At 59.3% G+C, this 16,382-nt stretch carries 13 protein-coding genes; 7 read left to right on the forward strand and 6 right to left on the reverse strand.

Going from position 1 to position 16,382, the window contains the following annotated elements; all coding sequences use genetic code 11:
- Window positions 1-7 precede the first annotated feature (7 nt).
- Window positions 8-766 (reverse strand): hypothetical protein, encoded by a 759-nt coding sequence (locus KAK11_RS19675; protein ID WP_210811133.1) that lies wholly within the window; start codon window positions 764-766, stop codon window positions 8-10.
- A 1,374-nt stretch (window positions 767-2,140) separates the two neighbouring features.
- Here KAK11_RS19675 and KAK11_RS19680 point away from each other — a divergent pair.
- Window positions 2,141-3,001 carry a replication initiator protein A gene (locus KAK11_RS19680; protein WP_210811134.1) on the forward strand — a complete coding sequence of 287 codons (861 nt, stop codon included), beginning with the start codon at window positions 2,141-2,143 and terminating at the stop codon, window positions 2,999-3,001.
- Window positions 3,002-3,344: 343 nt separating this feature from the next.
- On the opposite strand, the gene KAK11_RS19685 is transcribed toward KAK11_RS19680, so the two are convergent.
- From KAK11_RS19685 to KAK11_RS19700, 4 genes are all read right to left on the reverse strand, one after another.
- On the reverse strand, window positions 3,345-4,037 hold the full coding sequence (locus KAK11_RS19685) for a peptide arginase family protein (RefSeq protein ID WP_210811135.1): 693 nt from the start codon (window positions 4,035-4,037) through the stop codon (window positions 3,345-3,347).
- An 86-nt stretch (window positions 4,038-4,123) separates the two neighbouring features.
- Entirely contained in the window at window positions 4,124-4,609 is a 486-nt protein-coding gene (locus KAK11_RS19690; RefSeq protein WP_210811136.1) for a hypothetical protein, read from the reverse strand.
- 21 nt (window positions 4,610-4,630) lie between these two features.
- Window positions 4,631-5,749: a HigA family addiction module antitoxin gene (locus tag KAK11_RS19695; protein ID WP_210811138.1), complete on the reverse strand. Its 1,119-nt coding sequence runs from the start codon at window positions 5,747-5,749 to the stop codon at window positions 4,631-4,633.
- A 14-nt stretch (window positions 5,750-5,763) separates the two neighbouring features.
- A complete protein-coding gene (locus KAK11_RS19700; protein ID WP_210811141.1) occupies window positions 5,764-6,060 on the reverse strand; it encodes a type II toxin-antitoxin system RelE/ParE family toxin in 297 nt (98 codons plus the stop codon).
- A gap of 863 nt (window positions 6,061-6,923) precedes the next feature.
- Between KAK11_RS19700 and KAK11_RS19705 the strand changes: the two genes are divergently transcribed.
- The 6 genes from KAK11_RS19705 (at window position 6,924) to KAK11_RS19730 (ending at window position 15,599) form a co-directional block, all read left to right on the forward strand.
- Window positions 6,924-8,669, forward strand: a complete 1,746-nt coding sequence (locus KAK11_RS19705) for a type I restriction-modification system subunit M (RefSeq protein WP_210811143.1) — start codon at window positions 6,924-6,926, stop codon at window positions 8,667-8,669.
- Window positions 8,670-8,704: 35 nt separating this feature from the next.
- Entirely contained in the window at window positions 8,705-9,997 is a 1,293-nt protein-coding gene (locus tag KAK11_RS22255; protein ID WP_210811144.1) for a restriction endonuclease subunit S, read from the forward strand.
- Complete coding sequence (locus tag KAK11_RS19715) at window positions 9,987-10,505, forward strand: hypothetical protein (RefSeq protein ID WP_210811145.1); 519 nt, start codon at window positions 9,987-9,989, stop codon at window positions 10,503-10,505. Before KAK11_RS22255 ends, KAK11_RS19715 begins: the two co-directional genes overlap by 11 nt.
- Window positions 10,506-10,632: 127 nt before the next feature.
- Window positions 10,633-11,814: an AAA family ATPase gene (locus tag KAK11_RS19720; RefSeq protein ID WP_210811147.1), complete on the forward strand. Its 1,182-nt coding sequence runs from the start codon at window positions 10,633-10,635 to the stop codon at window positions 11,812-11,814.
- Window positions 11,814-12,329: a hypothetical protein gene (locus KAK11_RS19725; RefSeq protein ID WP_210811148.1), complete on the forward strand. Its 516-nt coding sequence runs from the start codon at window positions 11,814-11,816 to the stop codon at window positions 12,327-12,329. Before KAK11_RS19720 ends, KAK11_RS19725 begins: the two co-directional genes overlap by 1 nt.
- A gap of 126 nt (window positions 12,330-12,455) precedes the next feature.
- Complete coding sequence (locus KAK11_RS19730; RefSeq protein ID WP_210811149.1) at window positions 12,456-15,599, forward strand: type I restriction endonuclease subunit R; 3,144 nt, start codon at window positions 12,456-12,458, stop codon at window positions 15,597-15,599.
- 55 nt (window positions 15,600-15,654) lie between these two features.
- On the opposite strand, the gene KAK11_RS19735 is transcribed toward KAK11_RS19730, so the two are convergent.
- Window positions 15,655-16,353 carry a response regulator gene (locus tag KAK11_RS19735; protein ID WP_210811178.1) on the reverse strand — a complete coding sequence of 233 codons (699 nt, stop codon included), beginning with the start codon at window positions 16,351-16,353 and terminating at the stop codon, window positions 15,655-15,657.
- Between the last annotated feature and the right edge of the window lie 29 nt (window positions 16,354-16,382).

The raw sequence follows: 16,382 nt of genomic DNA on the forward strand, positions 1-16,382 counted from the left end.
GATTGATCTAAAGACGGTCAGTTTTATAACTCAAATATCTAATGAGTCGAGCTTGATCAGCACGGACTGCCAACTCACTTTTGACCCGCCAATGCCCTCTCTGATCCTTTTTCCAGGTTCGAAGCAGATTACCGGCGGCGAATGCGAGCTTGTAGCGCTCCAAGAGCGCAGCGATGTCGCTGACTATGAGGAATCCATCTAGTTGATGAAAGCCCGCCTCGTCGCTCAAGGTGTTCAGGGTGTCGCCAACAAACTCGTCCAGCCGTCTCCCGAACTTCGCGCTCAGCTCCACCTCCACGCCAACCTTCCGCCCTTCAGGCGTCTCAAAGACGAAGTCGGGGCACTTCAACCGTGCCTCAGCTGGCGGCGACCACTCCCGCCCAGATAAAACATGTTTGGTTCCGGACCCTCGCAACATAGATAGCGCCAAATGCTGGCAAAAAAGTTCATGCCTGATAGTCGCCTGATTGATGGCCAGCGGGTCTTGCTCTTTGTAGTCCAGCAGCTTGGGGGCGTGCTGGCAAGCCAGCTCCAGCCCTTGAGTGGCCAACGTGTAGAGGCGTCGCGGCACACCGCTGGCAGTGCTGGTGGCACGTAAAAGCTTGCGCTTGGTCGCATGGGCCGCCCAGCCGGTAGCTTGCTTCTGCAGCAGTCTTTGGATCACGAAGTCCGACGAGAAGCCCCATCTATATACCCAGGTCGCCACCGTGATTCGGTGGGCGAGACCTTGGGCAGTGGGGCTGAGGCTTGGCGTGTCTGTAGTCATTTGGGCTCCTTTGCTGGGTTCTTTACAGCCTATCCAGGCACAAAAGTGCCCACAAGGCGTCAAGCAGCGGCTCGGAGGACCTCTGTTACTACCTGGCATTGGCACGCTTTGAGCCTGAATCACTGCGGCTGGGTGCCTTCGACTTAAAGTGACTTTCAAAGTGAGTTGTAAAACCACGTTGCGTTGACGCGTGCCTGCCACAGCGGCGCCGTGTGCCCCATCGTCGCCCCTTGGTTTGGCCAGACGTGCTTGCACATGAAGACGCGCATGGGGTGAACTGGGCATTGCCGGACATGCCTGGCTTGTCGAGCACCAACCTGGGCGCGTCTTTCGACGCGACGGCTAGGGCCGCTCCCCCAGGTTTGCCGGGGCTGGACGCCCCGTCTGCCCGCCAAGCCAGGCCTTCACGCCCCTTTGGGGCTCCAGCGGTGGGCAAGCCCACCTCGGGGGCCGCCGCGCAAAGCACGGCAACCCCCTGCGGAGGCTCCGACTGCGCGGGCTTCGCCCACTGCGTCTTCGGTCTTCGACTCTGGGCTGGACGCCCAGACCCCGCCTGCGGCGGCTTGTGCGCTGACGCCACAAGTCCCACAGGGGGTTGCCGTGCTTCGCTCGGCGGCGGGGCTGCGCCCCCCAAGCCACTAACGGCCGCTGGGGCGGCCTGCTTCGCTGTCGCTGCGCCACGTGTCTTGGCTCCCCCCGCCCGTCGGCGGCCCGCTGGGGCGGGCGCTTCTCCGGGGGCCGCGCCTGAACGGCTTGCCCCATGCGGGCTGCGCCCCATGGCTCCCAATGCCGGGCAGCCCTGGCCTTGCCGGGTGGTGATGCTTTCTCTTGATGTGACGTAACGGCATTGCCGTTTGCCGTTGCGGACATGCCGGTACGGCATATCCGTTGTGCCTAGCGGCTTACGGCAAACGGCATGTGCATAAGGGCAAGCGGCACACGGAAAACGGACAGCGGCAGGCCGCTGCGCTCATCGAATCCGCAGAACCGGATTCGACGACCCCTCACAAATTCGGTTCAAAAGATGCCTTTTTCAAAATGAGTTGGGAGCAAGAGACTGTGGCCATCGCAACTCACATGGGGCCACACCGTGACCAACTTGGTTAAGACAGTACATCTAGACGACGATCAGGTGATCGGTCCGCGCGAGCTGGCTGACCTACTCAACACCACCTTGAGCCAGGTTTACAAATTGAGCAGCGCCGAGCCCGAGCGGCTGCCACCTCGGCTGGTCGTGTTTGGACGAAAGCTGGCCTGGCGTGTCGGATCGTGTAAGGAGTGGCTACGCGCTCAACAGGTGGCACATGTCACTGCCCGCAACTTGCAGGCATCCGCCAAACGGATCGGTCGGCCCCGCGCTGAATAAAGGCAGGCATGGCCGCAGCGGTGCTCAGGTGGGTGGAGGCGAGCGACGCCTGCTTCACCGCCAACATCACCGAATGCCGGCCCAAGAGCGATCTCTTCAGCCTGGAGTTTCCCGTCTTCAGCCTGTCCACCTTGTCGAGCGCTGAGCGCCATTACAGGTCAGAGAGAGTCAACTTCACGGTCCGAGCGGGGCCACTGGGCCCGGCGACCGTGCACGATGCTGATGTCTGGCGCTATTGCATGGGCCAACTTGTGGAGGCAAAGAATCGAGGTCGAACGGACATGGAGCGGACGCTGCGTTTTCGAGCCCATGACTTTCTGAAAAGCACCAAGCGCCCCACGGGTGGCCGCGGCTATGACCTACTGTTGAAAGCCTTAAGTCGATTGGAGCAAACCCAACTGCACCTGTGCATCAAGGGCCAAGCACCGGTGACCTTTCCATTGATTCAGAGCTGGGTGATTCACCGCGACCCGAGCCACCCCACCTACACCTGGGTGCAGCTCACACTCCCAGCTTGGGTGTGGGGCAACGTGAGGGACACGGCCGTGCTGGCCATTGATGCTGCCTATTTCGACCTCCGGCAGCCCATCGAGCGACGGCTATATGACCTAGCGCGCAAGCATTGCGGCCGCCAGCCCAGTTGGCGCATCAATCTCTCGCTGCTCCAAGCGAAGGTGGGTAGCCAACAACCGAGGCGCAATTTCATGAGGGCACTGCGCACGGCGGTTGAGGCCAACCGCCTGCCGACTTACCGCCTTTATCTCGACCCCGCCGAGCGGATGCTCCACGTGTACCAGCGATCGGGCAAAGGCCATACTCAGCACCTAGCCGCCGTAATGGGGCGACGGCCACAAGCGGAGAAAAAGTGACTTGGAGCTGGAGGTCGAAGACTACCCTTCGGTGTTGGCGCCGACTTGCCAGCGAGCGATTCACTGCAAGGCGACTGAGAAGGCGCATATGCCCGCGCAAGGGTTCGACAAACCACCTATTGGGAATGTCTGTCACGCTGTGTTTGCAGTCATTCGGAGTCGACCGTCCTGCTTACAATGCCCTGCGAAAGGCTGGCATTACATCTTCTCTGTCAAGCTATATCTTCACGGACCACCAAGGCTGGCTTCTGTTAGCCAAGCGGGCGCAGTATCTCGCAGGCAATCACGGCCTTGTTAACTAGTAAATCCGCATCCGCAGCGTGACCAGCTCCCGAGGTACCGACTAGCGTGGCATGCTGCGAAGTTCGAGGATACGGGGCACAACCAACTGTGCAAGATGCCGCGTGTCCTCTTCCGATCCTGAAAATCCGAAGGACAAAGAGATAGTCACAACTGCCGCCTTTCGAATGTGCCAGCTTGTTGCCTCAAGAAAATCCAGGACATCACTGTCTGACCAAAGATCACCCTCGAACTCGATGTCGTTGGCTTGATTGAATAGGTCGAGACAGAGGTCAAAAATCAGAGGGTTTGCCGGATCAAGAGCGACTTGCGCAAGGGAGTCGACGTCGTCATGCACGACCTGCTGAACGCGTGCCCGGTCGCATAGATCCGCATCCAGCCCAACTTCGTTGCCATCATTTTCCTTGCAAAAGAAATGGACTTCGGAGAGCAGGTTTCGCCGGACAGCTGGAGCAATAAACGAGTCGAACTTGATGTGCTTCTCGGCGGCGGTCATGGCGACTAGTTCATCAACCCCTGCGGCAAGCAATTCCTCTCGAGGGGAGTCGTCGGGCCAGAAGTCGTCGACTCCGTCCCAGTGAAAGTCGGCATGGAGCAGCACATAGCGTTTGCCGTCGATCCGTTGCCGCTCCCACGCAACCAGCGCCCATTTGTGGTTGTCCATCAACCAAACGCCAGATCCAAGCTGGACAAGGTAGTCGCTATCGGGCGCGAGCTTGGAGTATTCCAGAGGCATGGTCAGCTCGTTAGCCAGATGCGTCCTGAGCCTTTTAGCTAGAGCAAGTGCGATCTTGTATCGTGCCGTTCCGGGATCAGGTGGCTTCAGGCTGCCTTCTTGCCTTGGAAAGGCAGCTGAAGCTCCTCCACGTCATAGGTGAAGTCGAGCGGCACCTGGATGGGCTTCTGCGCAGCGTTCTTCGCGTTATAGACATCGACGTCGGTTTTGAGCTGATAGCAGTCTCCGACGATTTGCTGACGCCGCTGCGCGAAAGACCGTACAAAGTGTTCACGAGGCGCTCGCTCATCGTCCATGTCTGCCCACAGCGACATGGTCTTGTCGCCCTTCTTTGAACGCACAGCGTGCATGGCGCGATATCGCTGGCCCTTGGCGTCGGTACGGTATTCCTCGCGGAACTGCTGGGCAATGTCTGCTGCGATGGCATCGACGACGGTACGGACGCTTGGCTTGTGAAGCCCATTGCGGTACGCCCACTCCGCCACTGCATGCGGGTCGAGCATGCCATCACCTCCGAACTCCGCCTGATAGCGCTCAATGTAGGACTTCACCTGATTCGCATAAGCCGACATACCAATTCCTCAATGCTGAGATTACTCAGTGAACGAGCCCCAGCCATCGGCATCCGCCGACGGTACCACCAGCGCTCGAACCTTGACTTGGTGCTTGCGCAAGAAGTCATGGCGACCCATCCGGCGCTGCAGTTGGCCGACAACCAACCCCGGATGGACGTTGATTCGCTGTGCGAAGCGAAGAACCTTTTCCTCAGAGAAATAGGGCTGAACGCGAGCAATAAAGTTCTCGAGCTCGGCAGAAGGCACGCAGAACTCCGCACCTGCCGTATTGGCCAGTCGCTCGCATTCAGGCAGCTCACCCTGGTCTTCGCCCACGTCGGTGTCAATGACTGCTTCGTTGTCGGCCTTCCCGTCCTCTCTCAGCACGTGCTCAATCTCGTGCCGCAGAACGAACCAGAAGTTATCAATCCTGTCGAAACGCAACGTCATGCCGATCACCGGCTTGTCATCCTCAAGCCAAAAGCAGGCCCCATCAATCTTGGAGCCGGCCATAGGCTCCACCAACACAAAGCGAACGCCGGCCTCAGCCAGGATTCGAGGCACATGGCGCACCTCCTCCGGCGACAGGGTCAGCTGCTTGAGCTTGTCAAGCGCAGCCAGGAGCTTAGAGCGCGAGTAGGCAGGCGCCACCTGCTGTGTCGCCATGGCCTTCACACGAAATAGCCAGGCCAACTGCAGCGGTGTTACATCCATGGTCGCGTGAGTCTTCTTCGCGCTATGACAGAGCTCCGGTTCCGCCGACATGTCCGGGATGGAAAAGAAAGCGCAAAATCGCTGCTCAAGCACGTCAATGTTCTCGCTGGTGCGAATCCAGCCACGACGGAGCATTTCCCGCACGGGGAATTTTTCATACAACCGAGCCTTGCGCGCGACCTTGTCGTTAGGTTGCTTAATCTTGGACAGCTGATATTGACTCTCCAGATTCATCCAATAGTCGGGCGACATGCCAAAGGCGTCGGCCAAACCTTTGGCTGTTTCGGGCGTGATGGCCCGCTTCCCAGCGATGATCTCGCTAACAAGGCGGGGCGGCCGATCAAGAATATCTGCCAACTCCTGCTGGCTCCACTCCCGCGCTTCCAGCTCCTCCCGCAGGAACTCTCCTGGCGGGAATACTTCAGCAGGCACGCGTGCGTTCATGATCTCTCCAATTATTAGTGGTAATCGACAATTTCAACAATGCCGATGACTTTGCAAGGGTGGTCGCCTCGAATCTCAAAAATCAACCGCCACTGCAAATTCAGGCGTATTGAATGCTGCCCTTCTCTATTTCCCTTGAGTTTTTCAAAATTCAGCGACCTCACAGCCAGAAAGTCGCGTTCATCCTTGAAGGCGCGAATCTGCTGCATTCGTTTTCTGAAGGCACGGACGACCTCCTGAGAGTGCCCGGCTGTGTACTGGGCATCGGTCTCCAGGCGGTCAAGGTCGCAGTTGTCGAACTCAACTTTCATGTGCCAAGTCTAGGGTAGGTATCAATATCCGTCAAGTCTATCTTTACACATGGCGTAAAGATGTCATTTTATGGATCACTAAGATTCGCGGGAAGTTGCTCGCATCCGAGGCAGCGGACCTGCCGACGCTAGGTGTTGACTCAATGACGACCTGCGAGGCTTCAACTGCTGCAAGATTTTTTACAGAGGAGGATTCGCTTGCTCTGCCGGAAGAACACAAATGAGCTGGCTTCGTCGGATGTTCGGGCATCAGTACAAAATGGATGGGCGGCGCCGACAGTTGAAGGGGGGAGGCCGGCTTCTTGCCCTGCAGATGGGGTGGTCTGAGTGGGGTGCAGTGCTCACGAGCAACCATTCAAGCCGAACAAGTTGGTGGCTGGTGGCAGTCAACAGGCACGAGGGCGATCGCATGGCAGGCTCTGGCAGGTGGCCAATGGCTGCGGAGCGACAAATGACCGTATCCAGCCGGAATCCTTCACAGCGAGTTCCGCGACTGGAGCCCAAGAGCACACAGCTTTCCTGAAAGGCTCGCCCCCAGGTATGAATCACACCGAACGACCACGTATCCCCAACCCCCGCCCTCAGCCTGTGAATAGACACGTCACTTCACATGCAGTTGGCCTGTGGATAGACACGTCACTTCCCATGCAGGGCATTCGTCACTTCGCATGCAGCAATGGCCCGCCAGGCCTTATGGGGCGGGGCTTTGCGCGGCCCTAACACGCGCGTATTAACCAAGTTCTTTCTATTAACTGAATCAGCAGGGAAAGGCTTGGTTGATTGCACAATCCTTGGCTTCCGCACTGACGCTGCCGGGCCGTGTTGAGCCCGGTTTAGCGCAGGCCTGCGCACCCCAATTACGCATGAACCAACCCGCACTTTCTGCCTTTATCTGGTCCGTGGCCGACCTGCTTCGGGGCGACTACAAGCAATCTGACTATGGCAAGGTCATCTTGCCCTTCACCGTGCTGCGCCGCCTGGATTGCGTGCTGGAGGCCACCAAGCCCGCCGTGCTCAAGGAGCTGGCCGCCAAGACGGCCCTGGGGGTCAACCCCGAGCCTTTCTTGCTGCGCAAGGCGGGCCATAAGTTCTTCAACCAGTCGCCGCTGGACATGCCCAAGCTCTTGGGGGCGCCGGACGACATTGCCCATAACCTGTTCACTTACGTGCAGGGCTTTTCGGCGGATGTGCGAGACATCTTTGAGCACTTCGAGTTTCAGGCCCAAATTGAGCGCCTGGCCAAGGCGGGGCTGCTCTACCAAGTGGCCGAGAAGTTCGCCCAGATCGACCTGCACCCAGACCAAGTCAGCAACGCGCAGATGGGCTTGGTCTTTGAAGAGCTGATCCGCAAGTTCGCAGAAATCTCCAACGAGACAGCCGGGGAGCACTTCACCCCGCGCGAGGTCATCCGCCTGATGGTCAACCTCATCTTCGTGGAGGATGACGAGGTGCTGGCCAAGCCCGGTGTGGTGCGCACCCTGTATGACCCGACGGCCGGCACCGGCGGCATGCTCAGCGTGGCCGGTGAATACTTGGCCGAGCTGAACCCTCAGGCCCGCCTGACGGTGTATGGGCAAGAGCTCAACCCGGAGTCGCACGCCATCTGCAAGGCCGACATGCTCATCAAGGGCCAAGACGTGGGCAACATTGCCTTTGGCAACACGCTCAGCGACGACGGCCACCCCCACATGAAGTTCGACTACATGCTGGCCAACCCGCCCTTTGGGGTGGAATGGAAGAAGGTGGAAAAGGAAGTCCGTAAAGAGCACGAGCAGCGCGGCTTTGACGGGCGCTTTGGCCCCGGCCTGCCCCGCGTGTCAGACGGCTCCATGCTCTTCTTGCTGCACCTGCTGAGCAAAATGCGCCCCGCCAAAGACGGCGGCAGCCGCTTTGGCATTGTGCTCAATGGCTCGCCCCTGTTCACCGGTGGCGCCGGCAGTGGTGAGAGCGAGATCCGCCGCCATGTGCTGGAGAACGACTTGGTCGAGGCCATTATTGGCCTGCCCAACGACATGTTCTACAACACCGGCATTGGCACCTACATCTGGATCATCAGCAACCGCAAGCCCAAGGCCAGGGCGGGCAAGGTGCAGTTGATCGACGCCAGCGGCATGTGGCAAAAAATGCGCAAGAGCCTGGGCTCCAAGCGCAAAGAGCTGAGCGACGAACACATTGCCCGCATCACGCAATTGTTTGGCCGCTTTGAAGAAGCCCAGGGCGACGAAGGCCAGCCCATCAGCCGCATCTTTGACAACGAGGCCTTTGGCTACCACACCATCACCGTAGAGCGCCCGCTGCGCGACGCCGAGGGCCAAGTGCTGCTGTTTGAGAAGGGCAAGCAAAAAGGCAAGCCCCAGCCCGACAGCGCCCTGCGCGACACCGAGAACGTGCCCCTCTGCGAAGACGCCATGGAGTACTTCAAACGCGAGGTCTTGCCCCACGTGCCAGATGCCTGGATAGACCCCGACAAAACCAAAGTGGGCTACGAAATCCCGTTCAACCGGCACTTCTACGTCTTCAAGCCGCCACGCCCGCTGGCCGAGATTGATGCCGACCTGAAGCGCAGCACTGACCGCATCCTCGACATGATCAAGGGGCTCTCGGCATGAGTTTTCCGAGGTATCCGGGGTACAAGCACAGTGGGGTGGAGTGGCTCGGATCAGTGCCTTCGAGCTGGCGTCGCGCGCGCTTCAAGGAGGTCTTCCGCGAACGTGAAGAGCGCTCAATTGCGGGTGAGGAGACGCTGCTCTCTGTATCTGCGTACACAGGTGTCACGCCACGGTCTGAGATATTAGATGATGGTGACCATCTGAGTCGCGCCGAGTCGCTGGAGGGCTACAAGGTCTGTTATCCAAATGACCTCGTGATGAACATCATGCTGGCTTGGAATCGTGGGCTCGGCATGTCGCCGCTACACGGCATTTGCAGCCCGGCGTACTCCGTGTTCCAAGTTGTCGATGGATCGTCTTCTCGATACCTTCACTACCTTCTGAGAAGCGACGAGTACATACGCTATTTCAAGGCTTTCTCTGCAGGGGTGATTGATTCGAGGCTGCGTCTTTACCCTGATGCGTTCGGAGCCTTGACCACTTATCTTCCTTCGCCCCGAGAGCAAGCGCAAATCGCAGCTTTCCTCGACCGCGAAACCGCCAAGATCGATGCCCTGGTGGCCGAGCAAGAGCAGCTCATCAGCTTGCTCAAGGAAAAGCGCCAGGCCGTCATCTGCCAGGCCGTGACTAAAGGGCTGGATCCGTCGGTGCCGATGAAGGATTCGGGCGTCGAGTGGTTGGGGGAGGTTCCTGCGCATTGGTCGGCTGTGCGCCTCAAGTTCCTCGCCTCTGACATCAAGGCTGGACCATTTGGATCTGCGCTGACCAAGGACATGTATGCCAGCTCTGGCTACCGTGTTTACGGTCAAGAGCAAGTCATTCCAGGCGATTTTTCAATAGGCGACTACTACATCGACGAAGCCACGTTTGCGCAGCTTGCCCAATATGCAACTCAAGAAGGCGACGTGCTGATCAGCTGTGTAGGAACCTTTGGAAAGATAGCCGTTGTCCCCGAAAGCGCCGAGCTAGGGATTATCAATCCGCGGCTCATTCGACTTCGAGTGGTTGATAAGGTGTCGTCGAGCTACTTGGCTGAGGTACTGCGAAGCACTGTAACTTTTGAGCAGTTCTCGGTACTCAGCCGTGGAGGCACTATGGACGTGATCAATATCGGCACACTCAGCGACATATGGGTGGCAGTCCCGCCTTACTCCGAGCAGCAGTCGATACTTGAAAAGTTGCAGAGGTTGATGCGCGAGTTCGACGCACTCGTTGATGAAGCCGTTCTATCCATTGAACTACTGCGCGAACGCCGCTCTGCCCTTATCTCCGCCGCCGTCACCGGCCAGATCGATGTGCGCGGGTGGGAGTCAATGCATGTCGATTGAAGGTGATGCCCAGTCCTTACTGAACCAGTTGGCCTACTCGCTCGATGCAAAAGATGAGGAGTTGGCCAACGCACTGAAGGCCATCATCGTCATGTTGGGTCACCTGGCAGACGCGGCAGAGAGCCTGCCTGCGGGGCCCGGCCTGCTGGTGGCGAATGCTCGCTTGGCTTATGGCCCCTGGGCTGCAGATGGGCTGTCTGCCTTGGCGGGCTGGGAGCTGCCTCGGCGTGGCCTCCGTTTTGAATATGCACGGCTCCATTCGCTTCATGACCGCTTGGGTGACGTTGCTAAAGAGCATGGCCAGAGCGTCACGGAGTGGGCCGCGACGATGGACTTCTTCTTTCGGGATCTCCTCGGCCTAGGGTTCGAGCGTGCTGATGCGTCGACCTATGTGGGGCGGGTTTTGCATGTGGCGCTGGGTTTTGGCGCGGCCCACCACTGGCATCGCATTTGCAACGCTGCCAGGCCTCAGCCTCAGGAGCCCTGGGGCGAAGGGTTGAGTGACTAGTCCGTTTGCCCCTCTGAAATTGAGGCATGCGAGCGTAAAAAGATGATTTAACGCTTTTATCAACAAAAAAATGTTGAATAAGGCTGATAATCTTCTTTCTTGCACCGTTTCGCCATTGGGGCCTCCTATGCTGCACCGCTACGCGTTTTCAAACTTCCAGAGCTTTCGTGACCGCACGGAGGTGGACCTGAGCCTCAATGGCAAGGTGCCGCCTGTGGCGTGGGAGGCCGTGTCGGCGGGTGGACACCGGCTGAGTACCGTGGCGGCGGTCATTGGTGCCAATGGCTCGGGCAAGACGGCGTTGATCAAGCCGGTGGCCTTCTTGGTGTGGTTCCTGCAGAACTCATTTCTGGCGCAGGCGGACGCTCCGATTCCGTTCACGCCCCACTTCAGCGCCCCGGACGAGCCGACTGAATTCGAGGTCGAGGCTGAAGGCCTAGATGGCCAAATGTGGCGCTATGTGCTGCGGCTGACGCGTCAGCGCGTGCTGAACGAAGCTTTGTACCAGCAGAAGGTCAAAGGCTTCAGCTATGTGTTTGTGCGCGATTGGGATGAGGCATCACAGAGCTACCGCATCAAGCAGCAGGACTTTGACATGGCGCCGTCGGAAGCCCGCAAGGTACGCCCGAACGCATCGTTGATCGCCACCGCTGCACAGTATGGTGTGGCGCAGGCGCAGAAGTTCACCAAGATCCACCTGCAGACCAATGTGGTGGCCACAGGCCGTATGCCGCAAGACCTGACGGCGGCGGCCCGGCACTTTGCGCTTAACCAGGCCCAGCAGAGCCAAATGGTGGCTCTGCTTAAGGCTTGGGATTTGGGCTTGAGCGATGTGCAAGTGCGCCAGCAGACGGTGCAGAGGCCGGACGAGGAGCCTCAAACGGTGTGGCTGCCCTTTGGCCTGCACACAGACAGGCAAGGCCGCACGCGGGAGCTGTCTCTGTTTCAAGAGTCCAGCGGCACCCAAAGTGCCTTTGTGCTCCTCTCGCGCTTGCTGCCGGTGTTGAGCATGGGCGGCATTGTGGTGATCGACGAGTTTGAGAACGATCTGCACCCGCACATGCTGGAGCCGATTCTCGACTTGTTTGCCAGCCCGCACACCAACCCGCACCGTGCCCAGATCATGTTCACCTGCCATGCGATGGAGGTGCTGAATGTGCTGCACAAGTCGCAGGTGTTTTTGGTGGAAAAGGACGAGAGCTGCGAAAGCAGTGCGTGGCGGATGGACAGCATCCAAGGCATTCGCACCGACGACAACTTTTACGCCAAGTACATGGCAGGTGCCTACGGTGCTGTGCCCGCGCTGTGATGGCCACACGCAAGCCTGTGGCCAAGCCGCGCACTCAGTACCGCACGGCGCTGTTGGTGGGCGAGGGGGAAGCGGAGCTCAACTTCCTGAAGCACCTCAAAGCGCTTTATTTGCAGCGGGGTGACAAGCGCGTGACCCTGAAGAACGCCAAGGGCAAGGGTGGCGCAGGGGTGCTGGATTACACCCGCAGGCAGTGGCAGCAGGCGCACTTTGATGAAGTGGGCGCCTTGCTGGACACCGACACCAACTGGGATGACCAAGAGCGTGCGCGTGCGAAGAAGCTCAAGATTGAGGTGTTTGAGGCCACGCCGTGCTTAGAGGCCATGGTGCTGGCGGTGCTGGGCAAAACCGTGCCGCACGACACCAAACACTGCAAATCCGCATTTGAGCAAGCCCTGAAGGCGCAAGCCCACGCCCCTGGGCTGTTTGAGCAGCACCTGAGCAAAGCAGTGCTGGATGCTGCGCAGGCCAGGGTGCCTGCCCTGAAAGCCTTGGTGGCGTTTTTGTGCCGTTAGGTCAGCGACCGCGAATTTGAAGTGCCCCGCGTTGATGGCCCCTTTTTTTGATGAAAATGGGGCGGCGTTGGCGATCGAATCAGCGCGAATCAACATGGCTGAGCCTTTCAGCCCCGGGGAGCTGCTTTGGCACTGCACAACGAAATCGAGTTTGAGAACGAGATCTGCCAGCACCTGGCCGCTCATGGCTGGCTGTATGCCGAGGGGGATGCCAAGGGCTACGACACTCCACGTGCCCTTTACCCGGCCGATGTGCTGGCCTGGGTGCAGGCCACACAGCCCGAGGCCTGGAGCGCACTGACCAAGACGCATGGTGCCCAAGCCGAGCTGATGCTGCTGGAGCGCCTGCGCAAGCAGTTGGATGACCGGGGTACGCTGGAGCTGCTGCGCGTGGGGGTAGAGATGCTGGGGCTGAAGGCGCCGCTGAAGCTGGCGCAGTTCAAGCCCGCGCTGGCCATGAACCCCGAGTTGCAGGCCCGCTATGCGGCCAACCGGCTGCGGGTGGTGCGGCAGGTGCGCACCAACCACGACGACATCATCGACCTGGCGCTGTTTTTGAATGGCATTCCGGTAGCCACCGCAGAGCTGAAGACGGACTTCACGCAGGACAACAACGCGGCGGTGGACCAATACCGCTTTGACCGCCTGCCCAAGCCCAAAGGCAAAGCCTTTGCGGAGCCGCTGCTGGACTTTCCGCGTGGGGCCTTGGTGCACTTTGCGGTGAGCAACCGCACGGTGATGATGACCACCAAGCTGCAAGGCCCCGCCACGCACTTTTTGCCCTTTAACCTCGGCGACCATGGTGCGGCGGGCAACCCTGCCAATGGCAAAGGCCACCGCACCTATTACCTGTGGGAGCAGGTGTGGCAGCGCGACAGTTGGCTGGAGATCATTGGCCGCTATCTGGTGACCAAACGCGACGCTAAAAAGCGCATCACCTCAGTGCTCTTCCCGCGCTATCACCAGCTGGATGCCACCCGCAAGCTGGTGCAGGCGGTGTTGACTGACGCAGCAGGGCAGAAGTACCTGATTCAGCACAGTGCAGGCAGCGGCAAGACCAACTCCATTGCCTGGGCGGCGCACTTTTTGGCCGACCTGCACGACGCACAGAACAACAAGGTTTTCAACACGGTGCTGGTGGTCAGTGACCGCACGGTGCTGGACACCCAGTTGCAAGAGGCGATCTTTGACTTTGAACGCACAGCCGGTGTGGTGGCCACCATCAAGGGAGACGCCAAGAGCAAGAGCGGCGAGCTGGCCGACGCCTTGGCGGGCGGCAAGAAGATTGTCGTGTGCACCATCCAGACCTTTCCTTTTGCCTTGAGCGCGGTGCAAGAACTGGCAGCCACCCAGGGCAAGCGTTTTGCGGTGATTGCAGATGAGGCCCATAGTTCGCAAACCGGCGAGGCCGCGGGCAAGCTCAAGCAGGTGCTGAGTGCGGATGAGTTGAAAGAACTTGCGGATGGCGGCGAGGTGGCCACTGAGGACATCTTGGCGGCCCAGATGGCCACCAGAGCAGGGCAGGCGGATGGGCCTTCAGCCATCACCTATGTGGCATTCACGGCCACGCCCAAGGCCAAGACCTTGGAGCTGTTTGGCCGCAAGCCTCGGGCCGATGAGCCTGCGGGGCCAGACAACTTGCCTGCGGCCTTTCATGTCTATTCCATGCGCCAGGCCATTGAGGAGGGCTTCATCCTTGATGTGTTGAAGAACTACACCTCCTACAAGCTGGCTTTCAAGTTGGCTCACAACGGCAAGGAGTGGGACGATCAAGAGGTCGAACGCAGCGAAGCCCTGAAGGGCTTGATGCGCTGGGTGCGGCTGCACCCCTACAACATTGCCCAAAAGGTGCAGGTGGTGGTGGAGCACTTCTTGGAGAACGTGCAGCCCCTGCTCAGCGGCCATGCCAAGGCCATGGTGGTGGTGGGCAGTCGGGTGGAAGCCGTGCGCTGGAAGCTGGCCGTGGACAGCTACATCCAGGCCCAGGGCTATGGGCTGGGCACGCTGGTGGCGTTTTCAGGGGAGGTCAACGACGCGAGTGAGTTGGGTGAGCCTGTCACCGAAACCAGCAAGGCCTTGAACCCAGGCCTGAAGGGGCGTGACATCCGGGATGCCTTTGCAACGGATGAGTATCAAATTCTGTTGGTCGCCAACAAGTTCCAAACTGGGTTTGACCAGCCCTTGCTGTGCGGCATGTACGTGGACAAAAAGCTGGCCGGCATTCAAGCGGTGCAGACGCTCTCGCGTTTGAATCGGGCTTACAGCGGCCCGCATGGGCTCAAAGACACCACCTACATCCTCGACTTTGCCAACGACCCGCAAGAGGTGCTGACGGCCTTTCAGACCTATTACGAGACGGCCGAGCTGGCCGGCGTGACGGACCCTGAACTGATATTCGACCTGCGTGCCAAGCTGGACAGTGCGGGCCACTATGACGACTACGAGGTGGACCGTGTCGCCCAGGTGGAACTGAACCCCAAAGCCACCCAAGGCCAGTTGATTGCCGCCATCGAGCCGGTGGCCGACCGCCTGCTCAAGCGCTTCAAGCAGGCTAAGGCAGACTATGACGCAGCGACGGCCCAGCAGGCCGATGGCCCCGAGGCTAAGCACGCCAAGGACGCGTTGGACGCGCTCATCATGTTCAAGGGCGACTTGGCCACCTTTGTGCGGGTGTATGCCTTTCTCTCGCAGATGTTCGACTATGGCAATACCGCCATCGAGAAGCGGGCCATCTTCTTCAAACGCCTACTGCCCCTGCTGGACTTTGGCCGCGACCGCGAAGGGGTGGACTTGTCCAAGGTCACGCTCACGCACCACAAGCTCAAGCACCAGGGCACGGTGCCGCTGATCCTGGGCGAGGAGGATGCTGACTACAAACTTCAGCCGATGACAGCGCCGGGCAGCGGTGAGCTACAAGAGAAAACCAAGTTGCTGCTCTCAGAGATCGTGGCCAAGGTGAACGACCTCTTTGACGGCGAGTTGACCGACGACGACAAACTCATCTATGTCAACAACGTGCTCAAGGGCAAGCTGCTGGAATCTGACCTGCTGGTACAGCAAGCCATGAGCAACAGCAAAGAGCAGTTCTCAAACTCGCCCGACTTGGCAGCCGAGCTGATGAACGCCATCATCGACGCCTTCGAAGCCCACGGTGCCATGAGCAAGCAGGCCTTGGATTCAGAAAAAGTCCGCCAAGGCCTGAAGCACATTTTGCTGGGGCCGGCTCAGTTGTATGAGGGGCTGAGGATGCGGGGGAGTGCGGAGCAATGAACGGGGCGGGGATTCCGCTGCGGTGCCGCCAATCTTGAAGACTCGAATTGAGCGATCAAAGCGAGTGAGTCGTTGCATAAACCGCCGCCTGCACGCGCGAGCTGAGCCCTAATTTGCGCAAGATGTGTTGCACATGAATCTTGACCGTAGTTTCGGCGATGTCCAAAGCTCGGGCGATCTCCTTGTTGCTGGCGCCTTGTGCGATGTATCGCAAGATTTCGGTCTCGCGCGGGGATAGGCTACTCAGTGGGTCTGGCGGCGGATCTGCGGCGGGTGGGGTCGGCGCCTGAGCCAGGTGCTCCGCTTGAAAGGCCTGAACCAGTTTGGTTGTCATCTCCGGGCTGATGATGGATTCACCGGCCATGGTGCGTAGGATCACGGCGGCCAGGACATCGCTGTCAACTGTCTTGAGCAGATAGCCACTGGCACCACCTCGCAGCGCAGCAGCCAAATGGCGAGCGTCTTCGCTGACCGTCAGCATCAGCACCTTGGCCTGAGGCGCGACCTCGCGTAAGCCAGCCAGTGCGTCGACGCCGTGAACCCCTGGCATGTGGTTGTCCAGCAGGATCAAGTCTGGCTGATGCTGGGAGGCATGGCGTTGTGCCTCGGTGGCGTCCGCCGCTTCGCCCACGATCTCAAAGCGAGGGTCATGGCCCAGCAGGGCCATCAAGCCGCGACGAAAGAGGGTGTGGTCGTCCACGATCAGCAAGCGCACCACACGCTCATTTGGCCTAGTCGTATCGTTAGAGCTCATGCTGCTTGTCGATGGGATTCTGCAAGGGT

This window comes from Ideonella paludis, assembly GCF_018069865.1.
GTDB classification, from domain to species: Bacteria; Pseudomonadota; Gammaproteobacteria; order Burkholderiales; family Burkholderiaceae_C; genus Ideonella; species Ideonella paludis.

What these genes read in the sequence shown, in the direction of transcription:
- KAK11_RS19675 (WP_210811133.1), bottom strand. Translation starts at nt 766, where the DNA reads ATGACTACAGACACGCCAAGCCTCAGCCCCACTGCCCAAGGTCTCGCC.
- KAK11_RS19680 (WP_210811134.1), top strand. Translation starts at nt 2,141, where the DNA reads ATGGCCGCAGCGGTGCTCAGGTGGGTGGAGGCGAGCGACGCCTGCTTC.
- KAK11_RS19685 (WP_210811135.1), bottom strand. Translation starts at nt 4,037, where the DNA reads ATGCCTCTGGAATACTCCAAGCTCGCGCCCGATAGCGACTACCTTGTC.
- KAK11_RS19690 (WP_210811136.1), bottom strand. Translation starts at nt 4,609, where the DNA reads ATGTCGGCTTATGCGAATCAGGTGAAGTCCTACATTGAGCGCTATCAG.
- KAK11_RS19695 (WP_210811138.1), bottom strand. Translation starts at nt 5,749, where the DNA reads ATGAACGCACGCGTGCCTGCTGAAGTATTCCCGCCAGGAGAGTTCCTG.
- KAK11_RS19700 (WP_210811141.1), bottom strand. Translation starts at nt 6,060, where the DNA reads ATGAAAGTTGAGTTCGACAACTGCGACCTTGACCGCCTGGAGACCGAT.
- KAK11_RS19705 (WP_210811143.1), top strand. Translation starts at nt 6,924, where the DNA reads ATGAACCAACCCGCACTTTCTGCCTTTATCTGGTCCGTGGCCGACCTG.
- KAK11_RS19715 (WP_210811145.1), top strand. Translation starts at nt 9,987, where the DNA reads ATGTCGATTGAAGGTGATGCCCAGTCCTTACTGAACCAGTTGGCCTAC.
- KAK11_RS19720 (WP_210811147.1), top strand. Translation starts at nt 10,633, where the DNA reads ATGCTGCACCGCTACGCGTTTTCAAACTTCCAGAGCTTTCGTGACCGC.
- KAK11_RS19725 (WP_210811148.1), top strand. Translation starts at nt 11,814, where the DNA reads ATGGCCACACGCAAGCCTGTGGCCAAGCCGCGCACTCAGTACCGCACG.
- KAK11_RS19735 (WP_210811178.1), bottom strand. Translation starts at nt 16,353, where the DNA reads ATGAGCTCTAACGATACGACTAGGCCAAATGAGCGTGTGGTGCGCTTG.